Origin of the sequence: Rathayibacter sp. VKM Ac-2927, from assembly GCF_022815525.1 — a bacterium.
GTDB classification, from domain to species: Bacteria; Actinomycetota; Actinomycetes; order Actinomycetales; family Microbacteriaceae; genus Rathayibacter; species Rathayibacter festucae.
Genome location: NZ_JALGRT010000001.1, coordinates 18,574 through 34,219, shown reverse-complemented (window position 1 = coordinate 34,219; position 15,646 = coordinate 18,574). Strand labels below are relative to the sequence as shown.

Below are 15,646 nucleotides of genomic sequence, written 5' to 3'. Positions count from 1 at the left end.
CGCCGCGAGGACGGGAAGCGCGGGGCGCTGGTTACGCGGAGGCCTTGACGATGAAGGTGACCGCGTCGCCGACCGTCTTGAGGTTCTTGACCTCGTCGTCCGGGATCTTCACGTCGAACTTCTCCTCGGCGTTGACGACGATGGTCATCATCGAGATGGAGTCGATGTCGAGGTCGTCGGTGAACGACTTCTCCATCTCGACGGAATCGGTCGCGATGCCGGTCTCGTCGTTGACCAGTTCGGCCAGGCCGGCGAGGACTTCTTCGTTGGACAGTGCCATGGTTCTCTCCTTGAGGGGTGTTCGATCAGGGTGTTTCGACTCGGTGTACGTCGAGATCGAGGTGTTCGTCGTGTGACCGTAGGTCAGTTTAGGGGTGGGCCTGCGCCCCCTAAGGGAGCACCACGACCTGCGCGCCGAAGACGAGTCCGGCGCCGAAGCCGATCTGCAGGGCGAGTCCGCCGCTGAGCTCGGGGTGCTCCTCGAGCAGGCGGTGGGTCGCGAGCGGGATGGAGGCGGCCGAGGTGTTGCCGGTCGTCTCGATGTCGCGTCCGATGGTCACGGTCTCGGGCAGCTTCAGCTGCTTCGCGAGCTCGTCGATGATGCGCATGTTCGCCTGGTGCGGGATGAAGGCGGCGAGGTCCTCGGGCGCGACGCCCGCCTCGGCCAGCGCCTGCTTGGCGACCTTGGCCATCTCCCAGACCGCCCAGCGGAAGACGGAGGGGCCGTCCTGGCGCAGCGTCGGCCACTCGGCGACGCCGTCGCGGTAGGCGGCGAGCGGGTTGTCCATCCCGACGGTGTCCCACTTCGAGCCGTCGGAGCCCCAGACGGTCTTCGAGATGCCGACGGTGTCGCTCGGGCCGACGATCGCGGCGCCGGCGCCGTCGCCGAGGAGGAAGGAGATGCTGCGGTCGGTCGACTTCACGATGTCGGAGAGCTTCTCGGCCCCGACGACGAGGACGTACTCGGCGAGGCCGGAGCGGACGAACGAGTCGGCCTGGGCGATGCCGTAGGTGTACCCGGCGCAGGCGGCGGAGATGTCGTAGGCGGGGGCCGGGTTCGCGCCGATCCGATCGGCGAGGAGCGCCGCCAGCGACGGGGTCTGCACGGTGTTGCTGATCGTGGAGACCAGCACGAGGCCGATCTGGTCGGCGCGGATCCCGGCCTTCTCGATCGCCTCGAGCGAGGCGGTCGTCGCGAGGTCGACGGCCTGGATCTCGGAGGAGGCGCGGCGGCGCTCGACGATGCCGGTGCGCTGGCGGATCCACTCGTCGGAGGAGTTGATCGGGCCGACGAGGTCGTCGTTCGAGACGACGAGGTCGCCACGGGCTGCGCCGATGCCGAGGATGCGGGTGTACTGGCTGCCGCTGGACTGGGTGAGGGAAGGGGTCGTCATGGGTCTCTCCTGCTAGGCGGCGTGCTCGTCGATGAAGGCGCGGGCGGCGTCGAGGTCGTCGGGGGTCTTGATCGCGAGGGTCGGGAGGCCCTTGAGGCCGCGCTTGGCGAGGCCGACGAGGGCTCCGGCGGGGGCCAGCTCGATGAGCCCGGTCACGCCGGCCTCGGCGAAGGCCGCCATGCAGAGGTCCCAGCGGACGGGCGAGGCGACCTGGCCGACGAGCAGCTCCAGGAAGCGGGAGCCGCTGTCGACGACGGAGCCGTCGCTGTTCGTCCAGAGGCGCAGCGTCGGGTCGGCCGGGGTGATCGAGGCGGCGACGCCGGCGAGGGAGTCGCGGGCCGGCGCCATGTAGCGGGTGTGGAAGGCGCCGGCGACCTGCAGCGGGACGACGCGGGTGCCGCGGAGGGGCTCGTCCTTCAGCGCTTGCAGGGCGTCGACCGCACCGGCGACGACGATCTGGCCGCCGCCGTTGTAGTTGGCCGGCTCGAGGCCGAGCTCGTCGAGGCGGGCGAGGAGCGCCTCCTCGTCGCCGCCGAGGACGGCGCTCATCGCGGTGGGGGTCGCGGCGGCCGCGGCGGCCATGGCGCGGGCGCGCTCGCGGACGAAGACGAGGGCGTCGGGCTCGGAGAGGACCCCGGCTCCGGCCGCTGCGGTGATCTCGCCGACCGAGTGGCCGGCAATGCCTGCGATGCGCTCGCGGCGGCCGCCCTCGAGCAGCGCGGCCAGGCTGACCAGCCCGGCGGAGACGATCAGCGGCTGGGCGACAGCGGTGTCGCGGATCGTGTCCGCGTCCGAGACGGTGCCGTGGGCGGCCAGGTCGATGCCGACCGCCTCCGAGTGCGCGGCGACCTGCTCGGCGACCGAGGGGACGGCGAGCCAGGGCTCGAGGAATCCGGGGGTCTGGGAGCCCTGACCCGGGGCGACGACGACGATCACGCTTTCAGTCTTCCGATCCGCGCCGGTTCGTGCGGCGCTCTGAGGTACTGACAAACCACAAAGAGCTTGTGGCGGTTCTACAACGGGGTGCGAGGAGGGAGCGGCTCACTTGCGGGTCGGACGGCGGCGGACCGCTCCGTCCGGGTCGCTCATCGAGCCGAGGATGAGGGCCGACTGGAGGATGAGCGCCTCGCGGGCGCCCGTCGCGTCCCAGCCGATCACCTCCGCCACCCGCTTCAGGCGGTAGCGGACGGTGTTGGGGTGCACGAAGAGCTCGCGGGCCGTCGCCTCCAGCGAGCGGCCGTTGTCGAGGTACGCCCACAGCGTGGTGAGCAGCTCGGTCGAGTGCTTCTGCAGCGGCTTGTAGATCTGGGTGATCAGGCTGTGCCGGGCGAGGGGATCGCCGGCGAGGGCGCGCTCGGGGAGGAGGTCGTCGGCGTTCACCGGCCGTGGGGCGTTGCGCCAGGAGCGCGCGACCGCGAAGCCGGCCAGGGCGGCGCGGGCGCTGCGCGAGGCCTCGACGAGCGTCGGCACCTCGTGGCCGAGGACCAGGTGACCGGAGCCGAAGCCCGGCTCGAGCGCGTTCGCGATCTCGAGGAAGGCGACCGGCGGGCCGGTCTCCTCCGTCGCGTTCTCGCTCGGCTCGGCGCGGCCGATCACCAGCACGAGCCGGCTGCCCTGCACGCCGATCAGCACGTCGGCGCTCATGTGCCGGGCGGTGCGGCGGAGCTGGTCGACGTCGAGCATCTTCGGCGCGGTGCCCACGAGCACCGCGACCTCGCCGTGGCCGTGCCAGCCGAGGGCCGCGATGCGGCTCGGCAGCTCGTCGTCGGCCTCGCCCGTGAGGATCGAGTCGACGACGAGCGCCTCGAGCCGGGCGTCCCAGAGGCCGCGCGCCTCGGCCGCACGGGCGTAGACGTCGGCCGCGGCGAAGGCGATCTCGCGCGAGTAGAGCAGGATCGCCTCGCGCAGGTCCTCGCCGCGGTTGGTGATCCGCTCCTCGACGACCTCGACGGTGACCTTGATCAGCTGGAGGGTCTGGGTCAGCGAGACGGAGCGGAGCAGCTCCCGGGGAGCCGCTCCGAAGACGTCGGCGGCGATCCACGGCGTCGCCGAGGGGTCGTCGAACCAGGAGATGAACGAGGTGATGCCGGCCTGCGCGACCATGCCCACCGCGGAGCGGCGGCCCGGGGGCATGCTGCCGTACCAGGGCAGCGTGTCCTCGAGCTTCTTGATGGTCTGCGTGGACAGCTCGCCCGAGAGGGTGCGCAGCCACGCGAGGGTCTGCTCCTTCGTGCGCGGAGCGCCCGGCCGGGTGGCCGGACGCTCCGCGGAAGGGGCAGTGCCCCGCGTCGACTGCGCGTCGTCGGAGGAGAGCACCGAGCCGTCCGTCAGCTCTCGCCGCCCGCGTTGCCGGTGGTGCCGGCGTTCACGTCGTGGAGGCTGTACTTCTGGATCGCCTGGGCGGAGAGCGAGGGGTCGACCTCGCCGCGCTTGGCGAGCAGCTGCAGCGTGCGCACCACGACCGACGGTCCGTCGATCTTGAAGTGGCGACGTGCGGCGGCGCGGGTGTCCGAGAAGCCGAAGTCGTCCGCTCCGAGCGTCGCGAAGTCGCCCGGGATGAACTGGCGCAGCTGGTCCGGGACCTGGTGCGAGAAGTCCGAGACGGCGACGAAGGGGCCCTTCGCGTCGGCGAGCTTCTGCGTGACGTAGGGGACCTGCGCCTCGTCCTCGGGGTAGAGGAAGTTGTGGTGCTCGGCGTTGATGCCGTCGCGCCGCAGCTCGTTCCACGAGGTGACCGACCAGACGTCGGCCGACACTCCCCAGTCCTCGGCGAGGAGCTTCTGCGCCTCGATCGCCCACGGCACGGCGACGCCGGACGCGAGCAGCTGGGCCTTCGGGCCGTCCCACTGACCCCAGGAGACCCGGTGGATGCCGCGGACGATGCCGTCCACGTCCACGTCCTCGGGCTCCTTCGGGTGCACGATCGGCTCGTTGTAGACCGTCACGTAGTACATGACGTTCGGCTCCGGGTGCTTGCCGCCGTACATCCGCTCGAGACCGGACTGCACGATGTGCGCGATCTCGTAGCTGTACGCCGGGTCGTAGCTGACGACGGCCGGGTTGGTGGCGGCGAGGATCGGCGAGTGGCCGTCCGCGTGCTGGAGGCCCTCACCGGTCAGCGTCGTGCGACCGGCGGTCGCCGCGATCATGAAGCCGCGGGCCATCATGTCGCCCGCCGCCCAGATCGCGTCGGCCGTGCGCTGGAAGCCGAACATCGAGTAGAAGACGTAGACCGGGATGAGCGGCTCGCCCTGCGTCGAGTAGGACGTGCCGACCGCGGTGAACGCCGCGAGGGCGCCCGCCTCGTTGATGCCGACATGCAGGATCTGACCCTGCGGGCTCTCCTTGTAGGCCAGGAGCAGCTCGCGGTCGACCGACGTGTAGTGCTGACCGCGCGGGTTGTAGATCTTCGCGTTCGGGAAGAACGCGTCCATGCCGAAGGTGCGGGCCTCGTCGGGGATGATCGGGACGACGCGGTTGCCGAAGTCCTTCGAGCGCAGGATGTCCTTCAGGATGCGGACGAACGCCATGGTGGTGGCGATCTCCTGCGTGCCGGAGCCCTTCTTGCCGATCTTGTAGGCCGAGTCGTCCGGCAGCGAGAGCTGCGTGTACTTCGACCGGCGCTCGGGCAGGTAGCCGCCGAGCGCGCGGCGGCGCTCCTGCATGTACTCGATCGCCTCGTCGCCCTGACCGGGGTGGTAGTACGGCGGGAGGTAGGGGTTCTCCTCGAGCTGGGCGTCCGTGATCGGGATCCGCATGGTGTCGCGGAAGCCCTTCAGGTTGTCGAGCGTCATCTTCTTCATCTGGTGGGTCGCGTTGCGGCCCTCGAAGCTGCGGCCGAGACCGTAGCCCTTGATGGTGTGCGCGAGGATGACGGTCGGCTGGCCCTTGTGCTCCGTCGCGGCCTTCATCGCGGCGTAGATCTTGCGGTAGTCGTGACCACCGCGGCGCAGGCCCCAGATCTGCTCGTCGCTGTAGTCCTCGACGAGCTTCTTCGCGCGCTCGTCGCGGCCGAAGAAGTTCTCGCGGACGTAGGCGCCGTCCTCGGTCTTGAAGGTCTGGAAGTCGCCGTCGGGCGTCTTGTTCATCAGGTCGAGCAGCGCGCCCTCGGTGTCGCGGGCGAGCAGGTCGTCCCACTCGCGGCCCCAGATGAGCTTGATGACGTTCCAGCCGGCGCCGCGGAAGAACGACTCCAGCTCCTGGACGATCTTGCCGTTGCCGCGGACCGGGCCGTCGAGGCGCTGCAGGTTGCAGTTGATGATGAAGTTGAGGTTGTCGAGGCCGTCGTTCGCGGCGACCTGGAGCTGACCGCGCGACTCGACCTCGTCCATCTCGCCGTCGCCGAGGAACGCCCAGACCTGCTGGTCGGAGGCGTCCTTGATGCCGCGGTTGGTGAGGTACTTGTTCGCCTGCGCCTGGTAGATCGCGTTGATCGGGCCGAGGCCCATCGACACGGTCGGGAACTGCCAGAACTCCGGCATGAGGCGCGGGTGCGGGTAGCTGGAGAGCCCGCCGCCCTGGTGCGACTTCTCCTGGCGGAACCCGTCGAGCTGGTGCTCGCTCAGGCGTCCCTCGAGGAAGGCGCGCGCGTAGGGGCCGGGGGAGGCGTGGCCCTGGATGAAGATCTGGTCGCCGCCGCCCGGGTGGTCCTGGCCGCGGAAGAAGTGGTTGAAGCCGACCTCGTAGAGCGAGGCGCTCGACGCGTAGGTCGAGATGTGCCCGCCGACGCCGATGCCGGGGCGCTGCGCGCGGTGCACGAGGATGGCCGCGTTCCAGCGGATCCAGGCGCGGTAGCGGCGCTCGACGTCCTCGTCGCCGGGGAAGTCGGGCTCGTTCTCGGCCGCGATGGTGTTGATGTAGTCCGTCGTCGGCACCATCGGAACGCCGAGGTGCAGCTCCTTGGAGCGCTTGAGGAGGCTGAGCATGACGTCGCGTCCGCGACCGGCACCCCGCTCCTCGACGAGCGCGTCCAGCGACTCGTTCCACTCCGACGTTTCCTCGGGATCCGAGTCGACGTGTCCGACGGAATACGGGTCCTGATCGTTAACAGTCACCCTCGACCTCTCTCTGGGGGCAGATCGTGCCCGAGACATCACTCTCATGAAGCGGTGCGGATCCGCGCGCAGGACCCTCGGATGACGAGGAGCGCGCGGGCACCCGTGCAAGCCTAGCGATTCCGGTCATGTGTGGCGATCCACGACGGAACCGCACAGGGCACTGTGGGATTTCTCCATCCGGACCGCGTCCAGCGGCCGATCGTCGCGGTCCCTTGGCCGATCGGCGGAGCGGGTCTAGCATTGCCCCTCGTGCTCGCGCGACATTCGTGCGCATGGAAGGACATCGTCCGATGGCTCTCGAGAAGCTCACGCTGGCTCCCGACTTCGAACTCGCGAACCAGTACGGCGAGCGCATCCAGCTCGGCGACTTCCACGGGCGGCGCAACGTCGCCCTCGTCTTCTTCCCCCTCGCCTTCTCCGGCACCTGCACCGGCGAGTTCTGCGCACTGCGCGAGAACCTCTCGCTGTTCGAGCACGCGGAGGTCGAGCTGATCGGCATCTCCGTCGACTCCAAGCACACCCTGCGCGCCTGGGGCGAGAAGCAGGGCTACGACTTCACGCTGCTCTCCGACTTCTGGCCGCACGGCGACGTCGCCAAGCAGTACGGCGTCTTCCTCGAGGGCAAGGGCTACGCGACGCGCGCGACCTTCCTCATCGACAAGGAGGGCGTCATCCGCGACACCTTCATCACGGCTCCCGGCGAGGCCCGCTCGATGGACGACTACCGCGCCGCGATCGACGCGCTCACTCCGGCCCACGCCTGACACCCTCCGCGAGATGCCACTTGTGACCGCCTTTCACGGCGTGTCGCGCTCATAAGTGGCATCTCGCGGGAGGGGTGCAGGGGTGCACACGCCAGGGCGTCAGTTGAGGATGTTCACCGCTCGGGAGATGACCAGGGCCAGCAGGACGAAGCCGGTGAAGCCCTCGAGGGCCATCAGGAGCTTCACCCGGCTGGACAGCGGCATCGTGTCGGTGGGGCTGAACGCCATGGTGTTCGTCGTCGAGACGTAGAGGTAGTCGACGAAGCCGGGGCGCCAGTCGGCCTTCTCGGAGGAGCCGACCGCGACCTCGCTGACGGTGTCGCGGTAGGTGTCCTGCGGGAAGGCGAAGTCGGCGGGCGGCAGCTGGGAGCGCTCGAGCGTACCGCGCGAGACGGGGCCGCCGCGGTCGAGCTCCCAGTAGATCAGCGCGTAGGCGACGACGTTGGTGACCCAGACCTGCAGCGCGGTGAGCAGCAGGAGCGGGCCGTCGGCGGATCCGTCGACGAGGTCGATCACGACCCGGACGACGTTGATCTGGTTCGCCGCGGCGAGCACGACCGCGAGGGCGATCGACACTCCGCGGGACCAGCGGGTCTCGGTGTCCAGGCGCCGCGGGTTGACCACGAACAGCGGGATCAGCAGCGCGAGTGTCAGGACCGCCGCGGCGATCCGGACGACCGAGGTGCCGGGATCGTGCCCGACGAGGTTGAGCGCCACGGCCACGAGGATCGCGGCGGACGCCGGCCAGCGGCTCTCGGCCCGGCGCCTCGCGCGGGTGTCGTCCGTGTCCGCCATGCGCCGAGAGTAGCGCTGCGAGCCGTGTCGTAGGATCGATCCGATCGTCCGCGGCCCGGCCGCGACGGGGGCCTTTAGCTCAGTTGGTAGAGCGCCACGTTTACACCGTGGATGTCATCGGTTCGAGCCCGGTAGGGCCCACAGGAGAACCTCGCGGGACCTCGGGTCAGCGGGACTGGCGGCGCTTGTAGGGCTTGGGCTGGCCCTTGACGACGGGGGCGCGGCCGGTGCCCTTCGAGGCCTTGGCCTTGCCGCCGGACTTGGGGGCCTCCTCCGGCTCGTCGCCGAGGGCGGCGAGCTCCTCGCGGGCCGAGACGAGGCGCTGGCGGCCGGCGGCGGTGAGGGTCGTGGCGGCGGCGCCGGGCTCGAAGAGCGGGCGGCCGAGGTCGAGCTCGACGGCGGCGACGGAGGAGTCGAGCTTCGCGCGGGAGATGCCGAGCTTCTCGGCGGCGCGCACGAAGTGGAGCTCCTCGGCGACGGCCACGAAGTGACGCAGCTGGCTGATCTTCATGAGGAACCCTTCGCGGCCGCTCGCTGCGACCGCCTCCACCCTAGGCGGACCCCGGCGCGCGGCGGACACCCGCCCCGGCGCGGACGGACGCTCGCGGACACCCGCCCCGGTCGAGACCGGCCCTACGCGGACGGCGTCAGCCGCTGATCGCCGACCACCCCGAGCAGCCGGAGGGCCTCGGCGGAGGCGGGCGATCCGGCGCGCGGCGTCAGCACCAGCAGCACCTGCGCCTGGTTCTCGGTGAAGAGGGCCTGGCAGTCGACGTCGATCTCGCCGACCTCGGGGTGCCGCAGGGTCTTGTGGTCCTCGAAGCGGGCCGTGACCTCCTGGAGCTCCCAGTAGCGGCGGAACTCCTCGCTCCGACCGAGCAGCGACTCGATGATCCGGGCGGCCAGCGGGTCGGCGTCGGGTGCCGCGGCGGCGAAGCGCAGCTGGGCGGTCTGCATCCGCCCCTGGTGCTCGTGCTCGCGCTCGGGGTAGCTGCGCCGGGCCTCGTCGGGGTGCGCGAACCAGCGGTGGATGCCGCTGCGGTCCAGGCCGGTCCAGGCGGCGCCATCGCCGAAGAGGGCGCGGGCCAGGCGGTTCTGCACCAGGGTCTCGCCGAGCTCGGTGATCACCAGCGCCGGAGTGTCGTCCAGCCGGTCCAGCACGCGGAGCAGCCCGGGGGAGACGTGCTCGTCGCGCCGGTGCCGCGCGGGCGGGGTCTGCCCGGCGAGCCGGAAGAGGTGGTCGCGCTCGTCGAGGTCCAGGCGCAGCCCGCGGGCGATCGCGGTGAGCATCTGCTCGGACGGCTGCGGGCCGCGCTGCTGCTCGAGCCGCGACCAGTAGTCGGCGGACATGCCGACGGCGGCGGCGATCTCCTCCCGGCGCAGGCCCGCGGTACGGCGGCGCGCTCCGGGCGGCATGCCGACGTCGGACGGCTGCAGCCGCTCGCGTCGGCCGCGGAGGAACTCGGCGAGCGCAGGTCGGTCCATGCGCTCATCCTGCCGGTCCGCTCGCATGGCGGACCAGGGAGCGCCGATCCCTGGATCGTCCAGCCCTTCCGGCCCGCACGGCCCGGGGCGACGCTGGGGTCAGCCGGGCGGGACAGCCCGGGACACGGAGGAGACCACATGAAGACCACGGGCAGCACCATCCTGATCACCGGCGCGACCTCGGGCATCGGCCGGGGCCTCGCCGAGCGCTTCCTCGACGCGGGGAGCACGGTGATCCTCGGCGGTCGCCGCAGCGAGCTGCTGGACGAGTTCACGGCGGCCCACCCCGGCTCGCACTCGGTCGTGATCGACGTCACCGACCCGGAGTCGATCGCCGCCGCGGTCGAGACGGTCACCCGGGAGCACCCCGACCTCGACGTCGTCGTCACGATGGCCGGCATCATGCTGCCGGAGGACCTCCAGGACTCGGGGCACCTCGACACCGCCGCGGCCATCGTCGAGACCAACCTGCTCGGCACGATCCGCACGCTGACCGCGTTCACGCCGTGGATCGCCGCGAAGCCGGACGGCGTGCTGATGACCGTGTCCTCGGGGCTCGCGTTCGTGCCGCTGCCGGCGACCCCGACCTACAGCGCGACCAAGGCCGCGGTGCACTCCTACACGCAGAGCCTGCGGGCGCAGCTCGCGGAGACTCCGGTGCAGGTGATCGAGCTGGTGCCGCCGGCCGTGCAGACGACGCTGATGGGGCAGCAGGACGACCCGAGCGCGATGCCGCTGGACGAGTTCCTCGACGAGACGGTGCGGATCCTCGCCACGCAGCCGGACGTGGAGGAGGTGCTCGTCGACCGGGTGCGCTTCCTCCGCGACGCCGAGGCCGAGGGGCGCCACGCCGACGTGCTGGCGCTGCTCAGCGGCCGCCACTGAAACCGGTGCGGGCCGCCGCCGCCGCGGGGCCGCCGTTCAGCGACTGTTCTGCGTCAGCCGTTGCGCTGGAGCGCTCTCACGCCTACCCTCGCGGGCGTGGACGGAACCCGAAGCCGGCCGCGGAGGAGGCCACTGTGGGCGCGCTCGTCTACAGCGGTGTGGCCTCGATCGACGGCTACACCGTCGACGAGACCGGGGATTTCAGCTGGGCCACGCCCCGCCCCGAGGTGCACCGCTTCATCAACGAGACCGAGACCGGAGTGGGCACGTACCTCTACGGCCACCGGATCTACGAGACCATGCGCGGCTGGGACGCGGGCTACGAGCTCGCCGAGCAGTTCGCCTTCATCCACGACTTCCAGGAGATGTGGCGCGCGGCGGACAAGGTCGTCTACTCGACGACCCTGCCCGCCGTGCGCACCCGCCGCACCCGGCTCGAGCGGACGTTCGATCCGGTGGGCGTGGCGCAGGAGGTCCGCTCGAAGCCGCACGACGTCTCCGTCGGCGGCGCGACCCTCGGGGCGCAGGCGCTCCTGGCCGGCGTGGTCGACGAGATCCGCTGGTACGTGGCGCCGATCGCGGTCGGCGGCGGGACGCCGTTCCTCCCGCGTGGCTTCCGCAGCCGCCTCGAGCTCCGGCAGCAGCGCAGCTTCGCGGACGGGACGGTGTTCCTCCGCTACGGCGTGAAGCGCTGAGGAGGAGCGACGCGGGCGCCGGTCAGGCGCGGGCCGGCTCGTCCGCGCCGACCAGTGCGGCGATCCGGGCGGCGATCCGCGCGCCCTGCGCCCGGCCGGCCTGCGCGGCGGCGGGACGGACCTCGGGGTCGAGCGAGTTCGGGCCGAAGGCGGCGATCGACGCCTCGTCCGCGTAGACGACCTCGACGCGCGAGCCCGACAGCGCCTCGAGCTCGGCGGTGGGCAGCGTGCCGACACCGGGCGAGCCGATGCCGGACATCGGCGTGATGACGACCACCCAGTCGGCACCCGCGGCGAGGTCGGCGTTGCTGCCGGAGCGCACGCCGCCGTCCATGTAGCGGACGCCGTCGATGCTGACCGGCGGCCAGACGCCGGGCACCGCGCAGCTGGCGGCGATGGCGTCGACGAGGCCGACGCCGCTCGTGCGGTCGAAGACGGCGAGCGCCCCGGTGGCGGTGTCGATCGCGGTGATCAGGAGGCGCTGCTCGGGCCAGTCGGCGTCGGCGATCCGCGCGGCGATGACGTCGCGGCGGGACTCCTCGGACAGGGTCGCGGTCTCGAGGGCGAGCACGCCGATGCGGCGCCGGGCGTCCTCCGGCGAGGTCGCGCCCTCGATCGCGGCGGCGTAGCTCGCCTGCAGGCGCTCGACGTCGACGACGGCGCCGATCTCGGCGGACTCCTCGCGCAGCTGGGACGCGTAGGCCTCGTCGAGGCCGACGGAGGTGCTCAGCTGCGAGGCGACGGCGGAGCCGGCCGAGGTGCCGATCAGGGTCGTCGAGGTGTCGAGGAGGAGGCGGGCCGCCTCGGGCGAGGCGTCGCTGAGGCCGCGGACGATGCCGAGCTCCCAGGCGATTCCGGCGAGGCCGCCTCCGGCGAGGACGAGGGCTCCGGGCATGGGTGGTCCTTTCGATGGTGCGGTGAGGGGTGCTGCCAGCCTGGCCCCCGAGGCTGGGAGGCGCCGGCCGGTGGCGCGTACCCGGCGCCGGTCAGGCGCGCGCTGCGGCGATCGCGTCGGCCGCGAGCCGCGTCGAGTTGTCCCGGTCGCGGAGCCAGAGCGGGACCGAGTGCACGCGCAGACCGGTGCCGTCGAGGGCACCGACGGCCGCCGCGTCCTCCTCGCCGACCAGCCAGGCGTCGAGCAGGCCGCCGGCCGAGCGGGCGCCGTAGTGCCGGCCCACAGCCTCCGCCGAGGTCTCGACGCCGATCGCGGGCAGGCAGTGGTCGGCCATGCCGCGCACCACCGCGCCGCCGATGATCGGCGAGACGCCGACGACCGGGGCCGAGGTGGTCCGCACGGCCTCCGCGATGCCGGGCACGCCGAGGATCGTCCCGATCGACACCACCGGGTTGGACGGGGCGATCAGGACCGCGTCGGTGTCGGCGATCGCCTCGAGCACGCCCGGGGCGGGGCGCGCCTCCTCGACGCCCTGCTGGACGAAGCGGCGGGCGGGCACCGACGCGCGCAGCCGCACCCACCACTCCTCGAAGTGCAGCAGTCGGACGCCCTCGCCGGGCAGGTCGACCTCGACGTGGGTCTCGACGTCGGAGTCGGACATCGGCAGCAGGCGGACGCCCAGCGGCCAGCGCGCGGTGATCCGCTCGGTGGCCTCGGAGAGGGTGAGCCCGTCGCGCAGCATCGAGGTGCGGGCGAGGTGCGTGCCGATGTCGAGGTCGCCGAGGGTGAACCACGGCCAGCCGACGCCGAACGCGGTCAGCTCGGCCGAGACGCGCTCGCTCTCGCCGGCCCGGCCCCAGCCGCGCTCGGTGTCGTTGACACCGGCGAGCGCGTAGGTGAGCGAGTCGAGGTCGGGGCAGACCTTGAGGCCGGTCAGCCACATGTCGTCGCCGGTGTTGGCGACGACCGTGATCTCGGAGGGACCGCCGCCGGCCGCCTCGAGGTCGCGGAGGTGCTCGCGCACCGCGGAGGTGAAGCGGGCGCCGCCGACGCCGCCGGCCAGGATCGTGATGCGCATCCGTCGACGCTACCGCGGACGGCCCCCACCGCGGATTCCGAAGGGGCCGAGGCCTTAATGCTGCGGATCCGTGCCGGAAACACCCGGGAAACGTCGGAGGACGACGATGAACCCCTGTCCGGCGCACGGAGCGGAAGCGGTCATTGCCTTCGACCCTCGCGCGGACCACAGTGAGACCACGGCCCCTCGGCCCCGCCTCCCGCGTCTCGCGGGACCTCGGCGGAGCCTCGACCGGGCCGACCGAAGCATGGAGGTACCGATGACCATCGTCCGCGCAGCGATCACCCAGACCACGTGGACCGGCGACAAGGAGTCGATGCTCGACAAGCACGAGCAGTTCGCCCGCGACGCCGCCGCCCAGGGAGCGCAGATCGTCTGCTTCCAGGAGCTGTTCTACGGCCCGTACTTCGGCATCACCGAGGACAAGAAGTACTACCGCTACGCCGAGCCGGCCGACGGCCCGATCGTGCAGCGCTTCGCCGCGCTGGCGAAGGAGCTCGGCACGGTGATGATCCTGCCGATCTACGAGGAGGACATCACCGGCGTCTACTACAACACCGCCGTGGTCGTCGACGCCGACGGCACGATCCTCGGCAAGTACCGCAAGCACCACATCCCGCACCTCGACCGCTTCTGGGAGAAGTTCTACTTCCGTCCCGGCAACCTCGGCTACCCGGTCTTCGACACCGCGGTCGGCAAGGTCGGCGTCTACATCTGCTACGACCGGCACTTCCCCGAGGGCTGGCGCGAGCTGGGCCTGAACGGCGCGCACATGGTGTTCAACCCGAACGCGACCAAGCCGGGCCTCTCGAACCGCCTGTGGGAGGTGGAGGGCCCGTGCGCCGCCGTGGCGAACGGCTACTTCGTGCTCCAGCCCAACCGGGTCGGCCGCGAGGACAACGAGTACGGCGAGCTGGCCGTCGACTTCTACGGCACCAGCCAGGTGATCGACCCGCGCGGGAACTTCGTCGGCGAGCGCGGCTCGGGCGACAGCGAGGAGATCCTGATCCGCGATCTCGACCTCGACATGGTGCAGCAGATGCGCGACGACTGGCAGTTCTACCGCGACCGCCGTCCGGACTCGTACACGAGCATCGCCACGCCCTGACCGCCGACGAACCGACCGCGCGACCGCCGCAGCACCGGAACCACCGAGGAGCATCGATGAAGACCCTCATCACGAACGGCACGGTCGTCAACGCGACCGGCACCGCCACCGCCGACGTCCTGATCGACGGCGAGACCATCGCCGCGGTGCTCGCGCCCGGCTCGACGCTGCTGGGCTTCGACCTCGCGGCGAACGTCGACCGCGTGATCGACGCGGCCGGCAAGTACGTCATCCCCGGCGGGATCGACGCGCACACGCACATGGAGATGCCGTTCGGCGGCACCTTCGCCTCGGACACCTTCGAGACCGGCACCCGGGCCGCGGCCTGGGGCGGGACGACCTCGATCGTGGACTTCGTGGTGCAGTACCCGGGCGAGAGCGTGGTCGACCGCTACCAGGCCTGGCAGGAGAAGGCGGCCGGGAACTGCGCGATCGACTACGGCTTCCACCAGATCCTCTCCGATGTGCAGGACTCGTCCCTGGTGGCGATGGACGAGCTGATGGCCGAGGGGGTGACCAGCTTCAAGCTCTTCATGGCCTACAAGGGCGTGTTCCTCTCGGACGACGGGCAGATCCTGCGGGCGTTCCAGAAGGGCGCCTCGAACGGCGCGATGATGATGATGCACGCCGAGAACGGCGCGATCATCGACGAGCTGGTGAAGCAGTCGCTCGCCGCCGGCAACACCTCGCCCTACTTCCACGGCACCTCGCGGCCGTGGCAGGCGGAGGAGGAGGCGACGCACCGGGCGATCATGATCGCGGACCTCACCGGCGCGCCGCTCTACGTGGTGCACGTGTCGGCGAAGCAGGCGGTGGAGCAGATCGCGCAGGCCCGCGACCGCGGGATGAACGTGTTCGGCGAGACCTGCCCGCAGTACCTCTACCTCTCGCTCGAGGAGCAGCTCGGCGCACCGGGCTTCGAGGGCGCGAAGTGGGTGTGTTCGACGCCGCTGCGCTCGAAGGCGGAGGGGCACCAGCACCACATGTGGCAGTCGCTGCGCACGAACGACATCCAGATGGTCTCCACCGACCACTGCCCCTTCTGCATGAAGGGCCAGAAGGACATGGGCGTCGGCGACTTCTCGAGGATCCCGAACGGCATCGGCTCGGTCGAGCACCGGATGGACCTGATGTACCAGGGCGTCGTGTCCGGGCAGATCTCGCTGCCGCGCTGGGTGGAGCTCACCTCGACCACTCCGGCGCGGATGTTCGGGATGTACGGGAAGAAGGGCGTGATCCAGCCCGGCGCCGACGGCGACGTGGTCGTCTACGACCCGAACGGGCACACCTCGATCGGCATCGGCGAGGGCCGCAGCCACCACATGAACATGGACTACTCCGCCTGGGAGGGCTTCGAGATCGACGGCCACGTCGACACCGTGATCTCCCGCGGCAAGGTCGTCGTCGACGACGGGGACTACATCGGCACCGCGGGCGACGGGAAGTACATCAAGCGGGGCTTGTCCCAGTACTTGATCTGACCCGAAGTC

The 15,646-nt window shown here is 71.1% G+C and carries 15 protein-coding genes and 1 tRNA gene; 6 read left to right on the top strand and 10 right to left on the bottom strand.

All coding sequences use genetic code 11. The features are described from left to right. Positions 1-31: 31 nt before the first annotated feature. The 5 genes from MT353_RS00180 to aceE all read right to left on the bottom strand — a co-directional run bounded on the left by MT353_RS00180 (position 32) and on the right by aceE (position 6,448). The gene (locus MT353_RS00180; protein ID WP_123445660.1) at positions 32-280 is read right to left on the bottom strand and encodes an acyl carrier protein; all 249 of its coding nucleotides are present in this window, start codon (positions 278-280) and stop codon (positions 32-34) included. 109 nt (positions 281-389) lie between these two features. Next, positions 390-1,394, bottom strand: a complete 1,005-nt coding sequence (locus MT353_RS00175; protein ID WP_243623278.1) for a beta-ketoacyl-ACP synthase III — start codon at positions 1,392-1,394, stop codon at positions 390-392. A gap of 12 nt (positions 1,395-1,406) precedes the next feature. Beyond that, positions 1,407-2,330, bottom strand: coding sequence for an ACP S-malonyltransferase (locus MT353_RS00170; RefSeq protein ID WP_243615521.1), 924 nt, complete (start codon positions 2,328-2,330; stop codon positions 1,407-1,409). 105 nt (positions 2,331-2,435) lie between these two features. Next, a complete protein-coding gene (locus MT353_RS00165) occupies positions 2,436-3,602 on the bottom strand; it encodes a CdaR family transcriptional regulator (protein WP_207901826.1) in 1,167 nt (388 codons plus the stop codon). Between the two features lie 119 nt (positions 3,603-3,721). Beyond that, complete coding sequence (aceE, locus tag MT353_RS00160) at positions 3,722-6,448, bottom strand: pyruvate dehydrogenase (acetyl-transferring), homodimeric type (RefSeq protein ID WP_123445664.1); 2,727 nt, start codon at positions 6,446-6,448, stop codon at positions 3,722-3,724. Positions 6,449-6,741: 293 nt separating this feature from the next. Between aceE and MT353_RS00155 the strand changes: the two genes are divergently transcribed. Then, a complete protein-coding gene (locus tag MT353_RS00155; protein ID WP_123445665.1) occupies positions 6,742-7,215 on the top strand; it encodes a peroxiredoxin in 474 nt (157 codons plus the stop codon). A 99-nt stretch (positions 7,216-7,314) separates the two neighbouring features. Here MT353_RS00155 and MT353_RS00150 read toward each other — a convergent pair whose 3' ends face one another. Beyond that, positions 7,315-8,010 (bottom strand): DUF1345 domain-containing protein, encoded by a 696-nt coding sequence (locus MT353_RS00150; RefSeq protein ID WP_127886308.1) that lies wholly within the window; start codon positions 8,008-8,010, stop codon positions 7,315-7,317. A gap of 68 nt (positions 8,011-8,078) precedes the next feature. On the opposite strand from MT353_RS00150, the gene MT353_RS00145 reads away from it, so the two are divergent. Next, positions 8,079-8,151 (top strand) — tRNA-Val (locus MT353_RS00145). A 25-nt stretch (positions 8,152-8,176) separates the two neighbouring features. On the opposite strand, the gene MT353_RS00140 is transcribed toward MT353_RS00145, so the two are convergent. Then, positions 8,177-8,521 carry a LysR family transcriptional regulator gene (locus MT353_RS00140; protein WP_243615523.1) on the bottom strand — a complete coding sequence of 115 codons (345 nt, stop codon included), beginning with the start codon at positions 8,519-8,521 and terminating at the stop codon, positions 8,177-8,179. A gap of 122 nt (positions 8,522-8,643) precedes the next feature. Further along, positions 8,644-9,495, bottom strand: a complete 852-nt coding sequence (locus MT353_RS00135; RefSeq protein ID WP_243623277.1) for a helix-turn-helix transcriptional regulator — start codon at positions 9,493-9,495, stop codon at positions 8,644-8,646. A gap of 138 nt (positions 9,496-9,633) precedes the next feature. Here MT353_RS00135 and MT353_RS00130 point away from each other — a divergent pair, with 138 nt between their 5' ends. Both MT353_RS00130 and MT353_RS00125 read left to right on the top strand, forming a co-directional pair. Beyond that, positions 9,634-10,380, top strand: coding sequence for an SDR family oxidoreductase (locus MT353_RS00130; RefSeq protein ID WP_243623276.1), 747 nt, complete (start codon positions 9,634-9,636; stop codon positions 10,378-10,380). A 134-nt stretch (positions 10,381-10,514) separates the two neighbouring features. Beyond that, entirely contained in the window at positions 10,515-11,075 is a 561-nt protein-coding gene (locus MT353_RS00125) for a dihydrofolate reductase family protein (RefSeq protein ID WP_243623275.1), read from the top strand. Positions 11,076-11,097: 22 nt separating this feature from the next. On the opposite strand, the gene MT353_RS00120 is transcribed toward MT353_RS00125, so the two are convergent. Continuing rightward, on the bottom strand, positions 11,098-11,970 hold the full coding sequence (locus MT353_RS00120; RefSeq protein WP_243623274.1) for a patatin-like phospholipase family protein: 873 nt from the start codon (positions 11,968-11,970) through the stop codon (positions 11,098-11,100). A 91-nt stretch (positions 11,971-12,061) separates the two neighbouring features. Then, positions 12,062-13,048: a 2-phospho-L-lactate transferase gene (cofD, locus tag MT353_RS00115; protein WP_243623273.1), complete on the bottom strand. Its 987-nt coding sequence runs from the start codon at positions 13,046-13,048 to the stop codon at positions 12,062-12,064. 259 nt (positions 13,049-13,307) lie between these two features. On the opposite strand from cofD, the gene MT353_RS00110 reads away from it, so the two are divergent. Together MT353_RS00110 and hydA are read left to right on the top strand one after the other, a co-directional pair. Beyond that, positions 13,308-14,156: a nitrilase-related carbon-nitrogen hydrolase gene (locus tag MT353_RS00110; protein WP_243623272.1), complete on the top strand. Its 849-nt coding sequence runs from the start codon at positions 13,308-13,310 to the stop codon at positions 14,154-14,156. Positions 14,157-14,212: 56 nt separating this feature from the next. After that, the gene (hydA, locus tag MT353_RS00105; protein ID WP_243623271.1) at positions 14,213-15,637 is read left to right on the top strand and encodes a dihydropyrimidinase; all 1,425 of its coding nucleotides are present in this window, start codon (positions 14,213-14,215) and stop codon (positions 15,635-15,637) included. The last annotated feature ends 9 nt before the right edge of the window (positions 15,638-15,646 follow it).

Excerpts from the sequence above, each read along its gene's own strand:
- MT353_RS00180 (WP_123445660.1), bottom strand. The coding sequence starts at position 280 with ATGGCACTGTCCAACGAAGAAGTCCTCGCCGGCCTGGCCGAACTGGTC.
- MT353_RS00175 (WP_243623278.1), bottom strand. The coding sequence starts at position 1,394 with ATGACGACCCCTTCCCTCACCCAGTCCAGCGGCAGCCAGTACACCCGC.
- MT353_RS00155 (WP_123445665.1), top strand. The coding sequence starts at position 6,742 with ATGGCTCTCGAGAAGCTCACGCTGGCTCCCGACTTCGAACTCGCGAAC.
- MT353_RS00150 (WP_127886308.1), bottom strand. The coding sequence starts at position 8,010 with ATGGCGGACACGGACGACACCCGCGCGAGGCGCCGGGCCGAGAGCCGC.
- MT353_RS00140 (WP_243615523.1), bottom strand. The coding sequence starts at position 8,521 with ATGAAGATCAGCCAGCTGCGTCACTTCGTGGCCGTCGCCGAGGAGCTC.
- MT353_RS00135 (WP_243623277.1), bottom strand. The coding sequence starts at position 9,495 with ATGGACCGACCTGCGCTCGCCGAGTTCCTCCGCGGCCGACGCGAGCGG.
- MT353_RS00130 (WP_243623276.1), top strand. The coding sequence starts at position 9,634 with ATGAAGACCACGGGCAGCACCATCCTGATCACCGGCGCGACCTCGGGC.
- MT353_RS00120 (WP_243623274.1), bottom strand. The coding sequence starts at position 11,970 with ATGCCCGGAGCCCTCGTCCTCGCCGGAGGCGGCCTCGCCGGAATCGCC.
- cofD (WP_243623273.1), bottom strand. The coding sequence starts at position 13,048 with ATGCGCATCACGATCCTGGCCGGCGGCGTCGGCGGCGCCCGCTTCACC.
- MT353_RS00110 (WP_243623272.1), top strand. The coding sequence starts at position 13,308 with ATGACCATCGTCCGCGCAGCGATCACCCAGACCACGTGGACCGGCGAC.
- hydA (WP_243623271.1), top strand. The coding sequence starts at position 14,213 with ATGAAGACCCTCATCACGAACGGCACGGTCGTCAACGCGACCGGCACC.